Below are 19,263 nucleotides of genomic sequence, written 5' to 3' on the forward strand. Positions count from 1 at the left end.
ATTGGCCGTCATCGCGCCTATCTGAGCGGCATGGACGGGAACTCCTTCGCATCGCTGCTCTACCTCGTGCTGCTCGGCTGCTTCATCGGCAGTTATTTCGTCGTCTCTCGCCGGAATCTCGGCAAGACCATCCAGCAGGCGGCGATCTGGGCGCTGATCTTCTTCGGCGCGGCCGCGGCAGCTGCGCTCTGGTCCGACCTCGGCCACCGCATCGTGCCCAGCCAGAACGTCGCGATCGACGGCAGCGTCGAGGTGCCGCTCGGCTCCGACGGGCATTACCACATGACGCTCGAGATCGACGGCACACCGATCCCCTTCATCGTCGATACCGGCGCGAGCGATCTCGTGCTCAGCCGCCGCGACGCCGAACGGGTGGGCATCGACCCCGATGGTCTCGCCTATCTTGGGCAGGCCCAGACGGCGAACGGGATGGTCCCGATGGCGCGGGTCGTCCTCGACGAGGTGAGCCTCGGCGGCGTGACCGAGCAGAATGTCGGTGCGTCGGTCAATGGCGGCGAGATGGACGGTTCTCTGCTGGGGATGAGTTATCTCAGCCGCTTCGGCCGGATCGAGATCGAGGGCGGCAGGCTGACGCTCCGCCGCTGAGCGTCAGGCCTCGGCCTTCTTCTCCCACTTCCCCGTCTCCTCGGACCAGTATTGCGCCGACGCCCCCGCCTTGGTGAGCGCCCGCCATTGCGACCGCGCCTTTTCGAGCGCACCATGGTCTGTTCCGTCGAAGAGGATGCAGACCCTGTCGAGCCGTTCGACCTCCTCGGCAGACACGTCCGCGCCATCGACGCTCATGAGGCACGCGATCCCTTCCGGAAGGTCGCCCGGCGGCGCGATCAGGATCGGCTGCGCGTCGTCATGCGGCCCTCCGGCGCGCCCATGCGGCAGGAAGCTCGCCTCCCCGTAGGTCCAGAGGGCGATGTCGATCTGGTCGAGCCGGACCTCGTTGCCCCCGCGCACGAGGACGCGCCATCCGGCCCCCCGTGCACGTTCGAGAAGCTGCGGCAGGACGACCTCGAGCGGGCGCTGCGTCAGGTGATAGAAATAGGCCGCGCCCATCAGCGCCCGGACATCTCGCGCACCATCCGGTCGAGCGTCCGGACCCCCCATCCCGACGCGCCCGCCGGCGCATAGGGGCTGTCGCCCTTGGTGCTCGCCACACCGGCGATGTCGATATGGCACCAGGGCGTGCCGTCCTTGACGAAGCGACGGAGGAACTCGGCGGCGGTCACGGAGCCCGCAGGTCGACCGCCCACGTTCTTGACGTCGGCGATGCGCGATTCGAGCAGTTTCGCATAGGCCTTGCCCAGCGGCATCCGCCACGCGCCCTCGTCCTCGGCACGCGCGGCGGACAGAAGCGCGTCGCAGAGCGCGTCGTCGTTGGAGAAGACACCCGCATTCTCGTGACCCAGCCCCACGATGATGGCACCGGTGAGCGTCGCGAGATCGATCAGCCCCGACGGCTCGAACCGCTGCTGCGCGTACCACATGACGTCCGCGAGGACGAGCCGGCCTTCGGCGTCCGTGTTGATGACCTCGATCGTGTCGCCCTTCATCGCGGTCACGACGTCGCCCGGACGCGTCGCGTCGGGACCGGGCATGTTCTCGACCAGACCGACCAGCCCCACGACATTCGCGCGCGCCTTCCGCATCGCGAGCGTCTTCATCAGGCCCGCGACGACGCCCGCCCCGCCCATGTCCATCGTCATGTCTTCCATGCCCGCCGCGGGCTTGAGGGAGATGCCGCCGGTATCGAAGACGACACCCTTGCCCACGAAGGCAAGCGGAGCCTCATCGCCGCCTCCCTGCCAGCGCATGACGACGACCTTCGACGGGCTCGCGCTGCCCTGCCCGACCGACAGCAGCGCGCCCATGCCGAGCTCGGCAAGCGCGTCTTCCTCCAGCACCTCGACCTCGAGCCCGTGTTCGGACAATGCCTCGAGCCGCCGTGCGAATTCGGTCGTCGTCAGGACGTTCGCCGGCTCATTGACGAGATCGCGGGTGAAGAACACGCCCTCCGCAACGGCCATGAGCCCCTCGGCATCGATCGCGGCCGGATCCTCGACCATCAGCGTGATCGTCGCGGGTTCCTCTTCCGCCTCCTCGGATTTCGTCTTGTGATCGGTGAACTCGTAGCGGCGCAGCAGGGCACCGAGCGCGATCTCGGCCGCATCCGCGCGACCGTCCGCGACGATGGTAAGATCGCCCGTCCCCGCACGGGAAAGCGCCACGCCCGCGCGCCGCGCGGTCTCCGTATCGTCATCGGCATCGAGGCGGGCAATCAGGACGGTCTCGGCCTCCATCCCCGCGGGCCAGGCGATCGCACGGGCCTCGCCCGGCTTCATCCTCGAAGCGGCGCGGCTCGCCGCGAACCGCCCGACGGCACCGTTCGTCAGCGCATCGACGCGTTCGGCACCGCCACCGAGCGCGCCGCCCTCGCCCATGAACGCGGCAACGCTGCCTTTGCTCTGGCCGAGCGTATCGAGGTCCATCGGCACGATCTCGAGAGTGGCGGGACGGGTCATGCGGGCTTCCTTTCCTCGGGCGATGTCGCGCCGACCCTAATCCCGCGGGCCGCCACTGGCCAGAAGGCAGTTTCGCCCGCGCGCGGCATTGGCTAATCTCCGGACGCAAGGAACGCTCGATGGGATGGCACGCTTGGGTCGATTGGACAGGTATCTGCTGTCGCAGCTTCTGATGCTCTTCGGCTTCTTCAGCCTGGTGCTGGTCCTCGTCTACTGGATCAACCGGGCCGTGACGCTGTTCGACCAACTCATCTCGAACGGCCAGACGGCGATCGTCTTCCTCGAATTCACCGCGCTCAGCCTGCCGAACGTGATCCGCGTCGTGCTGCCGGTCTCGGCCTTTGCCGCGTCGGTCTACGTCGCCAACAGGCTTCGGGGCGAGAGTGAGCTCGTCATCATGCAGTCGTCGGGCTTCTCTCCGGCGCGGCTCGCCCGTCCGGTCGCGATCTTCGGCATGTTCTGCGCCCTCGTGACGCTCGTCCTCACGCATCTGTTGGTCCCGCTGTCCAGCGGCCGGCTCGATCAGCGCGCGGCCGAGATCGCCCAGGACGTGACGGCGGGCCTGCTGACCGACGGCGAGTTCCTGCACCCGACGGACGACGTGACGATCTTCATCCGCGAGATCACGCCCGAGACCGAGCTCCTGGGTCTTTTCCTTTCGGATGCCCGCGATCCGCGCAAGCGGCTGACCTATACCGCACGCCGCGGTCTGCTGGTCCGCACCGATGACGGGCCCCGCCTCGTGATGTATTCTGGGCTGGTGCAGGACCTTGATCTCAGAACCGAACGGCTCGCCACGACGCGGTTCGAAAGCCTCTCCTTCGACATCTCGGATCTGGTCGAGATGACCGACGACATGCGCCGCGACGCCTCGGAAGTGCCGACATGGGAGCTTCTGACCGCCGGCCCCGCGCTCAGCGACGAGACGGGCGACAGCGTGACGGAGCTGGTCTACGAGGCACATGAGCGGTTCACCCAAGGGCTCTCGGCGCTGGTGACGCCCCTGGTGGGTTTTGCCGCGATGATGCTCGGAGGTTTCTCGCGGTTCGGGGCCTGGCGGCAGATCACCGGCGCGATCTGCGGTCTCATCGCGGTCGAGCTGGTCGACAACATCGCGGGCGCGCAGGTGCTGGCAGGTGCGCCTTGGCCCGTGGCCTACGCCTCGATCGCCCTTGGGCTGATCCTGACGGCGATCCTCCTTCTGCTGGCATCGCGTCCGGCGCGACGTGCGCGGGGGGCCGCCGCCGCATGATCCTCCATCGCTATTTCGCGCGACGCTTCCTTCGCAGCTTCGTCATGGTCGGCGGTGTCTTCCTCGGCATCCTGGTGCTGCTCGATCTCGTGGAGCAGGTGCGCCGCTTCGACGATGACGGGGCGGGCTTCGCGACGCTTCTGGGGCTGACCATGCTGAGCGTGCCGGAAACCCTCTACAGGATCCTTCCGCTCCTCGTGATCATGGCGACGCTCGCGCTCTTTCTCAATCTCGCGCGCACTTCCGAACTCGTCGTGACGCGCGCCTCGGGTCGGTCGGCCCTGCGCGCGCTCAAGGCCCCCGTCGTCATGGCGATGCTGCTGGGCATCCTCGCCGTCGCGGCGATGAACCCGATCGTGGCGGCCACGACGCGGCATTACGACGTTTTGGCCGAGCGGATCTCGGGCTCGAACGGCAACACCCTCTCGATCAGCGACGAGGGTCTCTGGCTTCGTCAGGGCGGCGGCGCGGGCTCGCAGACGGTGATCCGCGCGACCCGCGCCGACCGCGAGGGCACGACGCTCTACGACACGAGCTTCCAGGGCCTCAGCCTCGCGGGCAGCCCGGTCTTCCGCATCGATGCCGCGATCGCCCGGCTCGACGGTTCGCGCTGGGTTCTGAGCGATGCGAAGGAATGGCGCTTCGACAGCCCCAACCCGGAACAGGGCGCACGACTGCACGACGAGCTCGAGATCGACGCCACGCTGACGGCCGAACAGATCCTCGACAGCTTCGCCACGCCCTCGGCCGTGTCGATCTGGGACCTGCCGGCCTTCATCGCGCAGCTCGAGAATGCCGGCTTCTCGGCGCGCAAGCACCGCGTCTGGTTGCAGATGGAACTCGCGACGCCGCTCCTGTTGACCGCAATGGTGCTCGTGGGCGCGGGTTTCACCATGCGCCACACGCGTTTCGGTCGCACCGGGCTCATGGTGCTTCTCGCACTCGCCATGGGCTTTACCCTTTTCTTCATCCGCAACTTCGCGCAGATCCTTGGAGAGAACGGTCAGATCCCCATCGCGCTCGCCGCATGGGGGCCGCCGGTGGCCGCGATCCTGCTGCCGCTTGGACTGCTTCTGCATTGGGAGGACGGCTGACATGCGCGCGATCTGCCTGAGCCTCGCGCTCGCGCTCGCCCCGTTGTCGGGCACCGCACAGGAACTCGCGACCCTCGTCGCCGACGAATTGCGGGTCGAGGGCGACGATGTCCTCGTTGCCGCGGGATCGGTCGAGGTCCTTTACGGCGAGACGCGGCTCGAGGCTGCGGGCATCGTCTACGACCAGTCGACCGACCGGATCAGCGTCACGGGCCCCATCACCCTCGAGGAAGGGGACCAGATCCTCGTCCTGGCCGATCAGGCCGAACTCGACGCCGATCTCGCCGATGGGATCCTGCGCTCGGCACGGCTCGTCCTCGACCGTCAGCTCCAGCTCGCCGCGACGCAGATCGCGCGGGTCGAGGGACGCTACACGCAGCTTTCGAACACCGTGGCCTCGTCCTGCGAGATCTGCGCCGCGAACCCGACCCCCACATGGGAGATCCGCGCCCGCCGCGTCATCCACGACGAGCAGGAACGCCTTCTCTATTTCGACAATGCGACCTTCCGGCTCCTCGGCGTCCCGGTCGCCTATTTCCCGCGGTTGCGCCTGCCCGACCCGACGCTCTCGCGGTCGAGCGGGTTCCTGATCCCCCGGCTCCGCACCACGTCGCGGTTGGGTACGGGGTTCAAGATCCCCTATTTCCAAACGCTCGGCTCCCATGCCGACGTGACCCTGTCGCCCTACCTCTCCGGCTCGACCAGCACGCTCGAGACGACCTACCGGCAGACCTTTCCGAACGGGGCGCTGCGCTTCGACGCCGCGATCACCCGCGACGATCTCCTGCCGGACGAGACGCGACACTACGTCTTCGCGCGCGGTGCCTTCGACCTGCCGCGCGGCTTCCAGCTCGAATTCGATGTCGAACAGGTTTCCGACGAATCCTACCTCATCGATTACGGCTATGCCGATACCGACCGGCTCGAGACCGGCGTGCGGATCTTCCGCGCCCGTGCCAAGGATCTCTTCAACGCCAGCATCGTCAGCTTCGACACGTTGCGCGGGGCCGAAGGCGCGATTTCGGATCGCCTGCCCTCCTATTACGGCACGGTCGATTACCAGCGCGCCACGCCCTTCGCCCAGGGCGAGGTCGTGCTCGACGTCAACGCCGCGACGCTCTCGCGGTCCTCGACGATCGACGGTGCCGGCCGCGACGTGTCGCGACTGGGGATGGGACTGTCCTATCGGCGCGACTGGATCACGCGCACGGGGATCGCGGGCGAGGCCGAGGCCGGGATCGCGGGGGCGCTCTACACCATCCACAACGACAGCCGTTTCGGAAGCGAGGCCGCGCGTCTCACCCCCTATGCGAGCGTGGATCTGCGCCTGCCGCTCCAGCGCAGTTCGGCGGGCGGCGTGCGCGAGCTGATCGAGCCGATGGTCCAGCTCGCGTGGTCGGACGTGACCGGCGATGCGGTCCCCAACGAGGACAGCATCCTCGCGGAGTTCGACGAGGGCAATCTCATGGCGCTGTCGCGCTTTCCGGGCGACGACCGGATCGAAACGGGCGCGCGCGCCAATGTCGGCGTGCGGTTCACCCGGACGAGCCCGGAAGGCTGGACCCTCGGGGCCGTCGCCGGTCGCGTCTTCCGCACGACGAGCGAGAACGACCTCGACGGCGGGGCCAGCGACAGCACCGGCGGCTTCACCCGTGGGTCCGGCCTCGGGGGCAAGAGCTCCGACTGGCTCGCCGCCGCGCAGGTCCGGCTGGGCGAGCGGATCGCGTTCACGGGGCGGACCCTCTTCGACGACGAGCTCGAGCTCACCAAGAACGAGGCGCGGCTCGGCTATCTCGGCGAGCGTCTCGCGCTCGAGACGGCCTATGTTTTCCTCGACGGCGAGCCCGCCGAGAACCGCCCCCGCGACACCCACGAACTCACCCTCGAGGGCGAGTGGCGGTTGTCGCGCCACTGGATCGGAAAGTTCGATACCCGTTACGATTTCGACGTGGACCGCGCGCAGCGCTCCGGTCTCGGGCTCGAATACCGGTCGGAATGCATCAGCGTCGACATGTCCCTCTCCCGCCGCTTTACGCAGACCGACATCGTGGATCCGGCCACGGAATTCGGGATCACCGTCGCGCTTGCGGGCTTCGGCGACAGCCGTGTCGACGAGACCTTTCGCAAGCGCTGCGATGGATGATATGAGCCCCGCGACACCGCCCCAGCGACGAGAGCGAGCGCCGACATGACATTCCGCCTGTCCCATCTCCTGCTCTGTGCGCTGCTCGCAGCCCCCCAATGGACCTTCGCGCAGAACCTCTTCGCCCCCGCGATCGAGGTCGACGGCCGCGTCGTCACCCGGTTCGAGGTCGATCAGCGGGCACGCATGCTCGAACTCTTCAACGCGCCCGGCGATCCGCGCGAGGCCGCGCGCGAAGCCCTCATCGACGAGCGTCTGCAACTCGCCGAAGCCGCCCGGATCGGACTTGCCATCTCCGAGGAGGATCTCCTCTCCGGCATGGAGGAATTCGCCGCCCGCGCGGATCTCTCGCGCGAGGAATTCGTGGCGCAGCTCGCGTCGCAAGGCGTCGACGAGACCTCGTTCAGGGATTTCGTGCGCGCCGGGATCGCATGGCGGCGCATCGTGCGCGCCCGCTTCGGCAACGAGGCCTCGCGCGTCACCGAGGCCGATGTCGAGGACGAGATCCGCACGCCCCCCGCGCCGGGCCTCCGCGTCCTCATGAGCGAGATCATCCTGCCCGCCAACAATCCCCAGAACGCCGCGCGCTCGCGCGAGATCGCTCCGCGGATCGCCGAGATCGACACGATCCCCGCCTTCGCCGCCGCCGCCCGCGAGATCTCGGCCTCGCCCTCCCGCGATCGGGGCGGTCAGCTCGACTGGCTGCAGCTCTCCGAACTGCCGGGGCCGCTGCGCTCCGCGATCTCGTCTCTCAGCCCGGGCGAGGTGACGCAGCCGCTGTCCTTGCCGAACGCCATCGCCTTCTTCCAGCTCCGCGCGATCGAAGAGGTCGCGATGGATGCGCCGATCCGCTCGATCGACTATGCCGCCTTCTACATTCCCGGCGGCCGTTCGCCCGAGGCGCTTCGACAGGCCGCGGAACTCGACGCGAACGTGCAGACCTGCGACGACCTCTACGGCGTGGCCGAGGGCCTGCCCCCCTCGCGGTTGCAGCGCGATCGCCTGCCCCCCGACCAGATACCCGCCGATGTGGCGGTGGCGCTGTCCCAGCTCGACGAGAACGAGGTTTCAACCGCGCTGACCCGCGCGGACGGGCAGACGCTCGTCTATCTCATGCTCTGCGGTCGCTACTACCAGGACGAGGACACGCTCGAAGCGGTCGATCGCTCCGCCGCGCGCGACGCCCTCATCAACAGGCGGATCGGTCGCCGCGCCGACGCCTATCTCGCCGAGCTGCGCGCGAACGCCGACATCTCCTATCCATGAGCGCGCCCGTCGCGCTCAGCTGCGGAGAGCCCTCGGGCGTCGGCCCCGAGATCGCGGCGGCGGCCTGGCGCGCCCTCGGCCCCGCCCTGCCGTTCTTCTGGATCGGCGACCCCGCGCATCTGCCCCAAGGCACGCCCGTAGCCGAGATCGCGACCCCCGCCGAAGCCGCGGCGGTCGCAGGACATGCGCTTCCGGTCCTGCGTCACCGTTTCGCCGCCCCCAATGTTCCCGGCCGTCCGGACCCCGCGAATGCGGCGGGCGTCGTCTCCGCCATTTCGCGCGGGGTCGATCTCGTCCAATCGGGAGAGGCATCGGCGCTCTGTACCGGGCCCATCCACAAGAAGGCCCTGATCGACGGCGCGAATTTCGCCTATCCGGGCCATACCGAATACCTCGCGGCCCTTGCCGGGGTCGACCGCGTCGTCATGATGCTGGCCTGCGAGGCCCTGCGCGTCGTGCCCGCCACGATCCACATCCCCCTCTCCGACGTGCCGCGCGCCCTGACGCGGGAGGGGTTGGAGGCGACGATCCGCATCACCCATGCCGCCCTCATCCGCGATTTCGGGATCGCCGCGCCGCGGATCGCCATTGCGGGCCTCAACCCCCATGCGGGCGAAGGCGGTGCCATCGGCGGCGAGGAGATCTCGATCATCGCTCCGGTGATCGACGCCTTGCGCGCCGAAGGGTTCGACCTGCGCGGGCCGGCATCCGCGGACACGATGTTCCATGCCGAGGCCCGGTCGCGCTACGATGCCGCGATCGCCATGTATCACGACCAGGCGCTGATCCCGATCAAGACCATCGACTTCTCGGGCGGCGTGAACGTGACGCTGGGCCTTCCGTTCATCCGCACGTCGCCCGACCACGGCACCGCGCTCGACATCGCGGGCACGGGCCGGGCCGATCCGACATCGCTGATCGCGGCGCTCCGCATGGCCGCGCGGATGGCGACCGCCCGGGCCGCGGCATGAGCGCGATCGACGACCTCCCCCCGCTTCGGGCTGTGATCGCGGAGCATGGTCTCTCGGCCCGAAAGTCTCTCGGACAGAATTTCCTCCTCGATCTCAACCTCACGGCCAAGATCGCGCGCCAGGCGGGCGATCTGTCGTCCTCGGACGTGCTCGAGATCGGGCCGGGGCCGGGCGGGCTCACGCGGGGGCTGCTTGCCGAGGGCGCGCGCCGGGTCCTCGCCATCGAGAAGGACGCGCGCTGCGTCCCGGCGCTGCAGCAGATCGCCGACACCTATCCCGGGCGGCTGGAGATCGTGAACGGCGACGCGCTCGAGATCGACCCCGAGGCAAGGCTCACCCCGCCGATCCGGATCGCGGCCAACCTGCCCTACAATGTCGGAACGGAACTGCTGACGCGGTGGCTCGACCCGCCCGACTGGCCGCCCTTCTGGACGTCGCTCACGCTGATGTTCCAGAAAGAGGTCGCGGAACGGATCGTCGCACGCCCGGGCTCGAAGGCCTATGGCCGGCTAGCCATCCTCGCCCAATGGCGCAGCGAAGCCCGGATCGTGATGGAGCTTCCGCCCGAAGCCTTCACGCCGCCGCCCAAGATCCGGTCGGCCGTGGTGCACCTGACGGCCCTGCCCGAGCCGCGCTTCCCGGCTCCGGCGGATCGGCTGTTCCGACTGACGACGGCGGCTTTCGGGCAGCGGCGCAAGATGCTGCGCGCCTCGCTGAAGCCGCTTCATCCCGAAATCGAGGATATCCTGGCCGAGGCCGGCATCGCGCCGACACGCAGGGCCGAGGAGCTTTCGGTCGAGGAATTCTGCACGCTCGCGCGGACCTGGGCCGCGCGTTGAGGCGGCCTTATTCGGCCGCCTGATTCTCGCCGCCGCCATTGCCTTCCTGCGGGGTGTCGTCCGCAGTCTTGCGCTTGCGGGTCCGGCGCGGTTTAGGCGCATTTTCCGGCGTTTCGACAAGGCCCGATCCGCTTTCATCGGATCCGGTGTCGATCACGTCGTCGCGCGGGCCTTCCGTCTTCTGCGGCTCGTCCTTGGGGGCGGGCTTGCGACGGTTGCGCGGCTTGCGGACGGGTTCGGCAGGTGCCTCTTCCTGTGCCGCGGGTTCGGCTGGCCTGGCCTCGTCCCGGCTGCGATCGCCATCGTCCTGTCCCCGCCCGTCATCCGGGCGGCGGGCATCCCCGCCGTCGTTCTGCTGGCGCGGCTGATCGGAATTCGGCTGGCGGTTCTGGTTCTGCTGCTCGTGCTGCTCGCGCTTCTGATCCATCTCGCGCTGCGCCTCGGCCAGCATGCGCGTGTAGTGCTCGGCATGCTGGGCGAAATTCTCGGCGGCGACGCGATCGCCCGAGAGCTGCGCGTCGCGGGTCAGCTGATTGTACTTGTCGATGATCTGCTGCGGCGTTCCGCGCACCTTGCCCTCCGGGCCGGAGCTGTCGAAGACCCGGTTGACGATATTGCCGCCGGAGGGACGATTGCGGTTGTTCTTGGACCGCGAGCGTTTGTTCGAAGTTCGCATATGGAGAAGGTTCCGGCCTGTTATGTGACACGCGCCAGTCCCGTTTGTTGCAAGGGGCCGCGAATGGCGGCCTCGGGTCGGCGTCGATGTTCTGGCTATGCCAGAGGCGAACGCGACCGCGTCCCGCCATCTGTGATCCTTGTCAGACCATGTCGGGATCGTCGTGACAAGGGATTTCTTTCGAATTGCGCGTGTTTTCGCTGTATTTTATCCCGCCAGCCCCAGAACGACCCGATCGCGTCCTTCCAGATCGGCATGACAGGCGATCGACCGGAACCCGGCCGCCTCGAAAAGCCCTTGGACGGCACCGCGCTGCCGCCAGCCGATCTCCACGGCGAGCCAGCCGCCCGGATGCAGGTGATCGCGCGCGCCCTCGACGATCCGGCGGTAGGCCCCGAGGCCGTCGGCCTCGTCCGTCAGCGCGCCGCGGGGATCGTGCCCGCGCACGTCCGGCGACAGGCCCTCCATTTCGTCGAGCGCGATATAGGGCGGGTTCGACACGATCAGGTCGAACCGCCCCGTGACATGCGCGTACCAGTCGGATTGCAGGAACGACGACCGCCCCTCGAGGCCCAGCGCCCGCGCATTGCGCGCCGCGATCCCGAGCGCTCCGTCCGAGACATCCGTCCCCACGCCCCGCGCGTCCTTTCTCTCGGACAGAAGGCTCAGCAATACGCAGCCCGACCCCGTCCCGAGGTCGAGGCAACTCGCCCAGTCGAGGTCTAGCGCACGAGCCACGAGCGTCTCGGTATCGGCACGTGGATCGAGCACGTCATCGCCGATCTCGAACCGATGCGTCCAGAACTCCCGATATCCAAGGATGCGCGAAAGGGGCCTCCCCCCGGCACGCGAGGCCACGAGCGCCTCGAATCGCGGGGCGACCTCCGCGATCCGGTCGTCGTCGAGATCATGGAGCCGGTCTCGCCCCACCCCCGCCGCATGCGCCAGAAGTGTGCGCGCCTCGCGCATGGGATCGGCCAGCCCGGCAAGTTGCGCCCGGCCCCGGGCGAGCAACGCGTCGCGCGGCCTCACCCGTCCATTTCCGCAAGCCGCGCGGCCTGATCCTCGGCGGTCAGGGCCGAGACGATCTCGTCCAGATCGCCCTGCATCACCTGGTCGAGCTTGTAGAGCGTCAGGTTGATGCGGTGATCGGTCATGCGGCCCTGCGGGAAATTGTAGGTGCGGATCCGCTCGCTCCGGTCGCCCGACCCGACCTGGCTCTTGCGTGCGCCGGCGCGTTCGTCGGCCATGCGCTGGCGTTCCGCGTCGTAGAGCCGCGCGCGCAGCACCTGCATCGCGATCTCGCGGTTGCGGTGCTGCGACTTCTCGCTGCTCGTGACGACGATGCCGGTCGGCAGATGGGTGATGCGCACGGCCGAATCGGTCGTGTTGACGTGCTGGCCGCCCGCGCCGCTGGCGCGCATCGTGTCGATGCGGATGTCGCCCGGGTCGATCGCGATATCGACCTCCTGCGCCTCGGGCAGCACGGCCACCGTCGCGGCCGAGGTGTGGATGCGCCCGCCCGATTCGGTGGTCGGCACCCGCTGCACGCGATGCACGCCCGATTCGAACTTCAGCGCGGCGAACACCCCCTCGCCACGGATGTTGGCGACCAGTTCCCTCAGCCCGCCAAGCTCGGTCTCAGCACGTTCGACCACGTCGAAGCTCCAGCCCCGCGCCTCGGCAAAGCGCTGGTACATCCGCATGAGGTCGGCCGCGAAAAGCGATGCCTCCTCGCCACCCGTGCCGGGCCGGATCTCGAGGATTGCGGGGCGTCCATCGGCCGCGTCCTTCGGCAGGAGCGCCACGCGAAGGCTTTCCTCGACCTCCGGGATGCGCTTGCGCAGGACGGGCAGTTCCTCCTCGGCAAGCTCGCGCATCTCGGGATCGGCAAGCATGGCCTCGGCCTCGGCGATGCCGTCGAGCAATGCGCGGTATTCGCGGATCTCGGCCACGATCGGGCGCAGCTCCGCATATTCGCGGCCCTGCGCGGCGATATCGCCGCCGCCCTGGGACATCGCGGCTTCGAGATACTCGAACCGGTCGGTGATCTGCGCAAGTCTGTCGAGGGGAACCATGGCTCGCGTCATTCGCCCGAAAGCGGCCTCCCGGTCAAGCCCCGTCCCCGTCGAGCCCCGCATCGGCGAGCCATCCGCGCACGCGACGCGCGTTCACGCCCATGTCGCTCTTGCCCATCACCAGATGCCCCGAGATCAGCACGCGGCCGTCCTCGGTCCAGAGATGCGTGACGTCGGGAAATCCCAGGATCCGCGTCCGCGTCACCGCGATGAGCCGCCCCTGGCCCGGACCGCCTTCGCGCAGCGTCGTGCGCGGCGCATCCTCGATGATCCGCGCGAGATCGCCATAGGCGACATCCGGATCGTCGGGCGCGCGCACCGCCACGATGCCCGTCGATTCGACGTGATCCCCGATCGACCAGTCCCCTTTCGGCCAAGCGAGCGCGTCCTCCGGCACCGGACGCGTCCGCACCCAGACCGAGACCGCGGCGATGCCCAGAAGAACGATGACGAGCGCTGTCAGCATGGTTGTCCTCACATCGGCGGCTGGCGCAGTTCGACGAGCCGCGCGAAGAAGCTCGCCCCGAGGGGGGCGATCTCGTCGGGAAAGTCGAATGCGGGATGATGACAGAGCGGACCGCCGCCCGTACCGAGCTTGAGATAGGCCCCCGGCCGCGCCTCGAGCATGTAGGAGAAATCCTCGGCCCCCATCGCGGGACGGACGTCGCGATGGACGCGCGCCTCGCCCACGAGGTCGGCCGCGACATCCGCGGCCCGCCCCGCCTCGCGCGCGTGGTTCACCGTCGGGGGATAGTCGCGCAGATAGCCCGTATCGACCTCCACGCCGAACATGGCGGCCGCACCGTCGGCGATCTCGCGGATGCGCCGCTCGGCCAGGTCGCGCATCGCGGGCGTGAAGCTCCGGACCGTGCCCGCGATCGTGCCCCGCCCCGGCGTCACGTTCATGGCGCTGCCGGCATGGATCTGCGTGACCGTCACGACGAGGCGGTCGATCGGATCGGCGTTGCGCGAGACGATCGTGTCGAACCCCTGCGCGATCGCGACCAGCGCCGGGATCGGATCGACGCAGGTATGCGGATAGGCGGCATGTCCGCCCCGACCCGACACCTGGATCGAGAACTCGTCCACCGCCGCCATGATCGGCCCCGGACTCGTCAGGAAATGCCCCGCCTCGAATTGGGGCGCATTGTGGATGGCATAGACCTCCGACACGTCGAAGCGGTCCATCACGCCCTCCTCGACCATCACGCGGCCGCCGCCGCCCGTCTCCTCGGCGGGCTGGAAGATCAGCGCGACGCGGCCCGCGAAATTGCGGGTTTCCGCGAGGTATCGCGCCGCCCCGAGAAGCATGGCCGTATGACCGTCATGCCCGCAGGCATGCGACCGCCCCGGAACGGTCGAGGCATGCTCGGCCCCGCTCTCATCCGCCATCGGCAGCGCGTCCATGTCGGCGCGAAGCCCGATCGTCGGCCCCTCGCCCCGCCCTTCCAGGATGGCGACGACACCGCTCGTGGCGATCCCCTCGTGGATCTCGTCGACGCCGAATTCCCGCAGCCGCGCGGCCACGAAAGCGGCGGTCTCGTGGCATTCGAACCCGAGTTCGGGATGGGCGTGCAGATGCCGCCGCCATGTTTTCATGTCGTCGGCGAAGGCCGCGATGCTGTTGAGGACGGGCAACTGGACACTCCGGATCTGATGCGCCAACTCTGCCCCCATGTCTTTCGCAAAGCCGGGCAGACCGCAATGACCGATCCGATTCTCGACATGCCAGACGGACTGCCGCGCCTGCGCGCCGTGATGGCGCGGCTGCGCGATCCCGAACGTGGATGCCCCTGGGATCTCGAACAGGATTTCGCGACGATCGCCCCCTACACGATCGAGGAGGCCTACGAGGTCGCCGACGCGATCGAACGCGACGCGATGGACGAGCTGCGCGGAGAGCTGGGCGATCTGCTCTTCCAGTCGGTCTATCACGCGCAGATGGCCGAGGAACGCGGGGCCTTCGACCTCGACGACGTGATCGCGACGATCACCGCCAAGATGATCGACCGTCATCCGCATGTCTTCGGCGAACAGTCGCGCGACAAGTCCGCCGCCCAGCAGTCGGCCGACTGGGAAGCCGTGAAGGCGGCCGAGCGGGGCCGCGCCGGCACGCTCGACGGCGTGGCGCTGGGCCTGCCCGCGCTGCTGCGTGCGGAAAAGCTGCAGAAGCGTGCGGCGCGCGTGGGCTTCGACTGGCCCGACACGGCCCAGGTCGCCGCCAAGATCGCCGAGGAGGCGCAGGAGCTGGTCGAGGCCCGCGAGACGCTCGATCCCGCCCGGATCGAGGACGAGATGGGCGACATGCTCTTCGCGCTCGCCAATCTCGCGCGGCATCTGGGCATCGATCCCGAGGCCGCCCTGCGCGGCACCAACACCAAGTTCACCCGCCGATTCGCGCATATCGAGGCCCGCCTGGCCGAGCGGGGCCGCAACCCCGCCGACAGCGACCTTGCCGAGATGGACACCCTCTGGGACGAGGCGAAGCGGATCGAGAAAGGCTGACCGCCCCTTGATCCCGCGCCGCGGCTGTAGGACCTTCGCGGCGATCCACCCTCACCCGGCGAGGCCATGCCCCCCTTTCGCTTCATCCATTCGTCGGACCTGCATCTGGGACGCAAGTTCCTCGCAGTGCCCGAGCCGCCCGACGGCAACGTGCGCGGCCGCCTGATGGAGGCGCGCCACGCCGCGATCGGACGCCTTGCGGCCGCCGCGCGGGATCGCGGCGCGCGGCATGTCCTGCTTGCGGGCGACACGTTCGACAGCGCCACGCCCTCGGCGCAGGTCGTCCGCCAGGCGCTCGGCGCGATGGGTGACGCGCAGGACGTCGAGTGGTGGCTCCTGCCCGGAAACCACGACAACCTGCGCGATGCCGAACCCCTCTGGGAGGGGATCGTCCGAGACGCACCCGCCAACGTCCACGCGATCCGCGAGGCCGCGCCGGTCGATCTCGGCGGCGCGACGCTCCTGCCCGCGCCCGTCACGCATCGCGATCCGGGCCGCGACCTCACCGAAGCGCTCGTCGACATGCCCTCGCCCGACGGCATGCCGCGCCTCGGCCTCGCCCATGGCGGGGTCACCGACTTCTCCGAAGGCGGGGCCGTCGTGCCGTCGGATCGCGATCGCAGCGCGCGGCTCGACTATCTTGCGCTCGGCGACTGGCACGGGCGGCTCGCCATCGGTCCGCGCGTGCAGTTCAGCGGCAGCCCCGAGCAGGACAGGTTCCGCCACGACCGACGCGGCTGCTGCCTCTCGGTGAGCCTCGGAGGGCCGGGTACCGAACCCGCCATCGAGGAGGTCGAGACCGGCTCCTTCCTCTGGGCACGGTCCGACCTGCGCCTCGGCGAAGGCGAGGACGCGGCGGCGGCGTTCCGCGCGGTGCTGCCCGGAACGGGGCGGCGCGATACCCTGCTGAAACTGGTCGCCACCGGTTGGGCCACGCTGCCGCAGCGCGCCGCGCTGGAGGACGCCGCCCTGGCCGAAACTCCCGACTTCGCCTTTCTCGACCTCGACATGGCGGCGCTGGGCCTTCTCCACGACGAGGCCGATCTCGACGGGATAGATCGCTCGGGCGCGCTCCGCATGGCGGCCGAGGATCTGCATGCCGCCGCGCGGGACCCCGCCACCGCCGAAGCCGACCGCGAGATCGCGGGCGCGGCGCTCGCCCGGCTCTACGGCTACATGCGGGCCTTCGACGCATGAAGCTGCGCGCGATCAGCCTTGTCAATGTGCGCAAGTTCACCGACCCCGTGATGGTGGACGGCCTCTCCGACGGGCTCAACATCCTGAGCGAGCCGAACGAGGCGGGCAAATCCACCCTCTTCGACGCGCTCCGCGCGCTCTTCTTCGTGGCCCATCGCTCAAGGTCCAAGGAAATTCTGGGCCTCAAACCCCATGCCGACGGCGCGCCCGAGGTCACCGTCACGATCGAGACCGAGGACGGGCTCTTCGACATCACCAAGCGCTGGCTCTCGCGCCCCGAAGTGCGGGTCGTGCAGGGCGGGCGGCTGATCGCGCAGGCCGATGCCGCCGAGGACTGGATCGCGGCCCGGCTGTCCGGCGGCGAAGGCGGACCCGCCGGTCTCATCTGGGCCCGCCAGGGGGCGACCCATCTCCAGGGCGCGGGCGGCAAGGAAAGCGAGCAGGCGCTCGACGCCCGGCGCGACCTGCTCTCCTCCGTCACGGGCGAGGTCGAGGCGATGACCGGCGGGCGGCGCATGGATGCGGCCGTCGCGCGCTGCCGCGACGAACTCGCCGCGCTCGCCACCAAGACAGGCGCGCCCAGGGCGCAGGGCCCGTGGAAGGCCGCGCGCGACCGCGTGGCCCTCCTGAGCGAACTTGCGGCCGATCTCGACGGCACCGCGCGCCTCCTCCACGATGCGCTGGATCAGCGCCGCCGCCAGCGCGCCGCCCTGGCCGAGCTCGAGGATCCGGAGCGGCGCGAGGAGCGACGCGCCCGTCGCGCCCAGGCCGAGGCCGCCCATGCCGAGGCCGAGCGTCACGCGCAGGCGCTCGAGACCGCCACCGCCGCCGTCGAGACCGCGCGCCTCACGCTGCAGGCGGCCGAGGCGCGGCGCGATGCCCTGGACGCCGCGCGCACCGATCTGGCCGAGGCCGAGAGCGCCGCGCGCGATACGGCCCGTGCCGCCGATTGCGCCGGCGAGGCCGCCCGCGCGGCCCGCACCCGGCTCGACACCGCGCGCGAGGCCGCCGACGCGTCCGAGCGGCGCGTGACCGAAGCCGAAGCGCGCCATGCCCGCGCGCAAAGACGCCAGGCCGCGCGCGAAGGTGCCGCCCAGCGCGAGGATCTCTCCCGCCGCATCGCCGAGGCCGAGACACTGCGCCGCCGCGCCGAGGAGGCCGACGCCCGCGCCGCCGCCGGGCCGGACGATGCGGCCCTTCGCAATCTCGACACGCTGGCCGCCGATGCCGCCCGTGCCCGTGATGCGCGCGCGGCGGGCCTCGCGCATCTGACCCTCCGCTATTCGCGGGACGATGCGCCGCGCCTCGCGATCGACGGAAAACCGCTCGAAGACGGAGCCCGCGTGACGCTCGACACGGCGACCGACATCGCGATCGCCGGGATCGGGACGCTCTCCTTCGCGCCGGGCGCGGGCGGCGCGGATCCCGCCCCCCTGCGGCGGGCCGAGGCCGCCCTCGCCCATGCGCTCGATGCGCTCGGAACCGACGACATCGCCGCGGCACGCGCGATGGGCGAGGATCGACGCATGGCCGAACGCGCCGCGGGCGAGGCGCGCGCGACGCTCGCGGGTCTCGCGCCGCAGGGCATCGAAGCGCTGCGCGCCGCACATGCGCGAATCCCGCCCCCCGACCCCGACGAGTCCGACGACATCCCCGACCCGACCGAGACCGACGCCGCACTGGTCGCGGCACGCGAGGCGCGGATCGCCGCCCGCGGCCCGCTCTCCGCCGCGCAGGATGCGCTGGCGCAGGCCGGAAACGATGCCGCCCGGGCCGAGGCGGCCCGTGACGCGGCGGGCGATCGGCATGCGCGGGCAAGGGCGTCGCTCGAACGTCTCGCCCCCGAAACCGACCCCGAGGCACCGCTCGCCGCCGCCCGCGATGCCCATGCAAAGGCATCCGAGAGGCGCGAGGCCGCCGCGGCCCTCGCCCCCGATCTCGAGGCGAGCGCCGCGACGCTCGCCCGCGCCCGGGCCGTCGAGACCAACGCGGAGGAGCGCATCGCGACGCTGCGCCCCGAACTCGCCACCCTCGACGAACGGATCCGCCGCGCCTCCGGCGATGCGGTGGAGGAACGGCTGGCCGAGACGCGCGACATGCTGCACGCGGCCGAGCAGGATCTCGCCCGGATCGAACGCGAGGTCGCGATCCTGATGCGGCTCCGCGCCGCACTCGAGGACGTTCAGGAGACGGCGCGCGAACGCTATTTCGCGCCCGTCGCGGCCGAGCTGCGGCCTCTTCTGAACCTGCTCTGGCCGCAGGCCGAGCTCAGCTGGGCCCCCGAGACGCTTCTGCCGGACGCCCTCATCCGCGACGGACACCGCGAGCCGGTCGAGATCCTGTCTGGCGGCACGCAGGAACAGATCGCGATCCTCGTCCGGCTGGCCTTCGCGCGGATGCTCGCCCGCGCGGGACGGCACGCCCCCGTCATCCTCGACGACGCGCTGGTCTTCACCGACGACGACCGGATCGAGCGGATGTTCGACGCGCTCCATCGTCAGTCGGGATCCGCGCAGATCATCGTCCTGACCTGTCGGCAGCGCGCCTTCCGCGATCTCGGCGCGCGCGAACTGAGCCTCGCGCCGCTGAAGCGGGCCGACCCCTCCGACTAGCGGATACCGCCTCGCCTGCTGCCGACGCGCATCGCCCGGCACATCGTGCATGCGGGGGCGCTTGCGCTCCCGCCCCGGCTGGCTCAGGGGTAGCGT

The 19,263-nt window shown here is 69.8% G+C and carries 17 protein-coding genes; 10 read left to right on the forward strand and 7 right to left on the reverse strand.

Translation table 11 applies throughout. The features are described from left to right. Positions 1 to 30: 30 nt before the first annotated feature. Positions 31 to 606, forward strand: coding sequence for a TIGR02281 family clan AA aspartic protease (locus tag RVY76_RS09025; protein ID WP_317373549.1), 576 nt, complete (start codon positions 31 to 33; stop codon positions 604 to 606). A gap of 3 nt (positions 607 to 609) precedes the next feature. On the opposite strand, the gene RVY76_RS09030 is transcribed toward RVY76_RS09025, so the two are convergent. Together RVY76_RS09030 and RVY76_RS09035 are read right to left on the reverse strand one after the other, a co-directional pair. After that, the gene (locus RVY76_RS09030; RefSeq protein ID WP_317373550.1) at positions 610 to 1,068 is read right to left on the reverse strand and encodes a DNA polymerase III subunit chi; all 459 of its coding nucleotides are present in this window, start codon (positions 1,066 to 1,068) and stop codon (positions 610 to 612) included. Beyond that, positions 1,068 to 2,534, reverse strand: coding sequence for a leucyl aminopeptidase (locus RVY76_RS09035; RefSeq protein ID WP_317373551.1), 1,467 nt, complete (start codon positions 2,532 to 2,534; stop codon positions 1,068 to 1,070). Before RVY76_RS09035 ends, RVY76_RS09030 begins: the two co-directional genes overlap by 1 nt. Before the next feature lie 124 nt (positions 2,535 to 2,658). Between RVY76_RS09035 and lptF the strand changes: the two genes are divergently transcribed. Genes lptF through rsmA form a run of 6 tightly spaced genes read left to right on the forward strand, consistent with a single transcriptional unit; the run spans position 2,659 to position 10,099 of the window. Beyond that, positions 2,659 to 3,786 (forward strand): LPS export ABC transporter permease LptF, encoded by a 1,128-nt coding sequence (lptF, locus tag RVY76_RS09040; protein WP_317373552.1) that lies wholly within the window; start codon positions 2,659 to 2,661, stop codon positions 3,784 to 3,786. Continuing rightward, entirely contained in the window at positions 3,783 to 4,880 is a 1,098-nt protein-coding gene (lptG, locus tag RVY76_RS09045) for an LPS export ABC transporter permease LptG (protein ID WP_317373553.1), read from the forward strand. The genes lptF and lptG overlap by 4 nt, the downstream gene beginning before the upstream one ends. Before the next feature lies 1 nt (position 4,881). Beyond that, positions 4,882 to 7,023: an LPS-assembly protein LptD gene (locus RVY76_RS09050; RefSeq protein WP_317373554.1), complete on the forward strand. Its 2,142-nt coding sequence runs from the start codon at positions 4,882 to 4,884 to the stop codon at positions 7,021 to 7,023. A 45-nt stretch (positions 7,024 to 7,068) separates the two neighbouring features. Next, positions 7,069 to 8,289, forward strand: coding sequence for a peptidylprolyl isomerase (locus tag RVY76_RS09055; RefSeq protein WP_317373555.1), 1,221 nt, complete (start codon positions 7,069 to 7,071; stop codon positions 8,287 to 8,289). Next, the gene (gene pdxA, locus RVY76_RS09060; protein ID WP_317373556.1) at positions 8,286 to 9,260 is read left to right on the forward strand and encodes a 4-hydroxythreonine-4-phosphate dehydrogenase PdxA; all 975 of its coding nucleotides are present in this window, start codon (positions 8,286 to 8,288) and stop codon (positions 9,258 to 9,260) included. The genes RVY76_RS09055 and pdxA overlap by 4 nt, the downstream gene beginning before the upstream one ends. Then, positions 9,257 to 10,099, forward strand: a complete 843-nt coding sequence (rsmA, locus tag RVY76_RS09065) for a 16S rRNA (adenine(1518)-N(6)/adenine(1519)-N(6))-dimethyltransferase RsmA (RefSeq protein WP_317373557.1) — start codon at positions 9,257 to 9,259, stop codon at positions 10,097 to 10,099. Before pdxA ends, rsmA begins: the two co-directional genes overlap by 4 nt. Positions 10,100 to 10,106: 7 nt before the next feature. Here rsmA and RVY76_RS09070 read toward each other — a convergent pair whose 3' ends face one another. The 5 genes from RVY76_RS09070 to RVY76_RS09090 form a co-directional block, all read right to left on the reverse strand. After that, positions 10,107 to 10,775: a DUF4167 domain-containing protein gene (locus tag RVY76_RS09070; RefSeq protein ID WP_317373558.1), complete on the reverse strand. Its 669-nt coding sequence runs from the start codon at positions 10,773 to 10,775 to the stop codon at positions 10,107 to 10,109. A gap of 207 nt (positions 10,776 to 10,982) precedes the next feature. Continuing rightward, the gene (gene prmC, locus RVY76_RS09075) at positions 10,983 to 11,807 is read right to left on the reverse strand and encodes a peptide chain release factor N(5)-glutamine methyltransferase (protein ID WP_317373559.1); all 825 of its coding nucleotides are present in this window, start codon (positions 11,805 to 11,807) and stop codon (positions 10,983 to 10,985) included. After that, positions 11,804 to 12,853, reverse strand: coding sequence for a peptide chain release factor 1 (gene prfA / locus RVY76_RS09080; protein WP_317373560.1), 1,050 nt, complete (start codon positions 12,851 to 12,853; stop codon positions 11,804 to 11,806). Before prfA ends, prmC begins: the two co-directional genes overlap by 4 nt. 34 nt (positions 12,854 to 12,887) lie before the next feature. Further along, a complete protein-coding gene (locus RVY76_RS09085; RefSeq protein ID WP_317373561.1) occupies positions 12,888 to 13,319 on the reverse strand; it encodes a DUF1499 domain-containing protein in 432 nt (143 codons plus the stop codon). Positions 13,320 to 13,327: 8 nt separating this feature from the next. Next, complete coding sequence (locus tag RVY76_RS09090) at positions 13,328 to 14,491, reverse strand: M20 aminoacylase family protein (RefSeq protein WP_317376744.1); 1,164 nt, start codon at positions 14,489 to 14,491, stop codon at positions 13,328 to 13,330. Between the two features lie 66 nt (positions 14,492 to 14,557). On the opposite strand from RVY76_RS09090, the gene mazG reads away from it, so the two are divergent. The 3 genes from mazG to RVY76_RS09105 all read left to right on the forward strand — a co-directional run bounded on the left by mazG (position 14,558) and on the right by RVY76_RS09105 (position 19,167). Then, positions 14,558 to 15,358, forward strand: coding sequence for a nucleoside triphosphate pyrophosphohydrolase (gene mazG, locus RVY76_RS09095; protein ID WP_317373562.1), 801 nt, complete (start codon positions 14,558 to 14,560; stop codon positions 15,356 to 15,358). A 66-nt stretch (positions 15,359 to 15,424) separates the two neighbouring features. Then, a complete protein-coding gene (locus tag RVY76_RS09100) occupies positions 15,425 to 16,555 on the forward strand; it encodes an exonuclease SbcCD subunit D (protein ID WP_317373563.1) in 1,131 nt (376 codons plus the stop codon). Then, a complete protein-coding gene (locus RVY76_RS09105) occupies positions 16,552 to 19,167 on the forward strand; it encodes an AAA family ATPase (protein ID WP_317373564.1) in 2,616 nt (871 codons plus the stop codon). Before RVY76_RS09100 ends, RVY76_RS09105 begins: the two co-directional genes overlap by 4 nt. The last annotated feature ends 96 nt before the right edge of the window (positions 19,168 to 19,263 follow it).

The sequence above is a fragment of the Palleronia sp. LCG004 genome (assembly GCF_032931615.1).
Taxonomy (GTDB): Bacteria; Pseudomonadota; Alphaproteobacteria; order Rhodobacterales; family Rhodobacteraceae; genus Palleronia.

What these genes read in the sequence shown, in the direction of transcription:
- RVY76_RS09025 (WP_317373549.1), top strand. Translation starts at nt 31, where the DNA reads ATGGACGGGAACTCCTTCGCATCGCTGCTCTACCTCGTGCTGCTCGGC.
- RVY76_RS09030 (WP_317373550.1), bottom strand. Translation starts at nt 1,068, where the DNA reads ATGGGCGCGGCCTATTTCTATCACCTGACGCAGCGCCCGCTCGAGGTC.
- RVY76_RS09035 (WP_317373551.1), bottom strand. Translation starts at nt 2,534, where the DNA reads ATGACCCGTCCCGCCACTCTCGAGATCGTGCCGATGGACCTCGATACG.
- lptF (WP_317373552.1), top strand. Translation starts at nt 2,659, where the DNA reads ATGGCACGCTTGGGTCGATTGGACAGGTATCTGCTGTCGCAGCTTCTG.
- lptG (WP_317373553.1), top strand. Translation starts at nt 3,783, where the DNA reads ATGATCCTCCATCGCTATTTCGCGCGACGCTTCCTTCGCAGCTTCGTC.
- RVY76_RS09050 (WP_317373554.1), top strand. Translation starts at nt 4,882, where the DNA reads ATGCGCGCGATCTGCCTGAGCCTCGCGCTCGCGCTCGCCCCGTTGTCG.
- RVY76_RS09055 (WP_317373555.1), top strand. Translation starts at nt 7,069, where the DNA reads ATGACATTCCGCCTGTCCCATCTCCTGCTCTGTGCGCTGCTCGCAGCC.
- pdxA (WP_317373556.1), top strand. Translation starts at nt 8,286, where the DNA reads ATGAGCGCGCCCGTCGCGCTCAGCTGCGGAGAGCCCTCGGGCGTCGGC.
- rsmA (WP_317373557.1), top strand. Translation starts at nt 9,257, where the DNA reads ATGAGCGCGATCGACGACCTCCCCCCGCTTCGGGCTGTGATCGCGGAG.
- RVY76_RS09070 (WP_317373558.1), bottom strand. Translation starts at nt 10,775, where the DNA reads ATGCGAACTTCGAACAAACGCTCGCGGTCCAAGAACAACCGCAATCGT.
- prfA (WP_317373560.1), bottom strand. Translation starts at nt 12,853, where the DNA reads ATGGTTCCCCTCGACAGACTTGCGCAGATCACCGACCGGTTCGAGTAT.
- RVY76_RS09085 (WP_317373561.1), bottom strand. Translation starts at nt 13,319, where the DNA reads ATGCTGACAGCGCTCGTCATCGTTCTTCTGGGCATCGCCGCGGTCTCG.
- mazG (WP_317373562.1), top strand. Translation starts at nt 14,558, where the DNA reads ATGACCGATCCGATTCTCGACATGCCAGACGGACTGCCGCGCCTGCGC.
- RVY76_RS09100 (WP_317373563.1), top strand. Translation starts at nt 15,425, where the DNA reads ATGCCCCCCTTTCGCTTCATCCATTCGTCGGACCTGCATCTGGGACGC.
- RVY76_RS09105 (WP_317373564.1), top strand. Translation starts at nt 16,552, where the DNA reads ATGAAGCTGCGCGCGATCAGCCTTGTCAATGTGCGCAAGTTCACCGAC.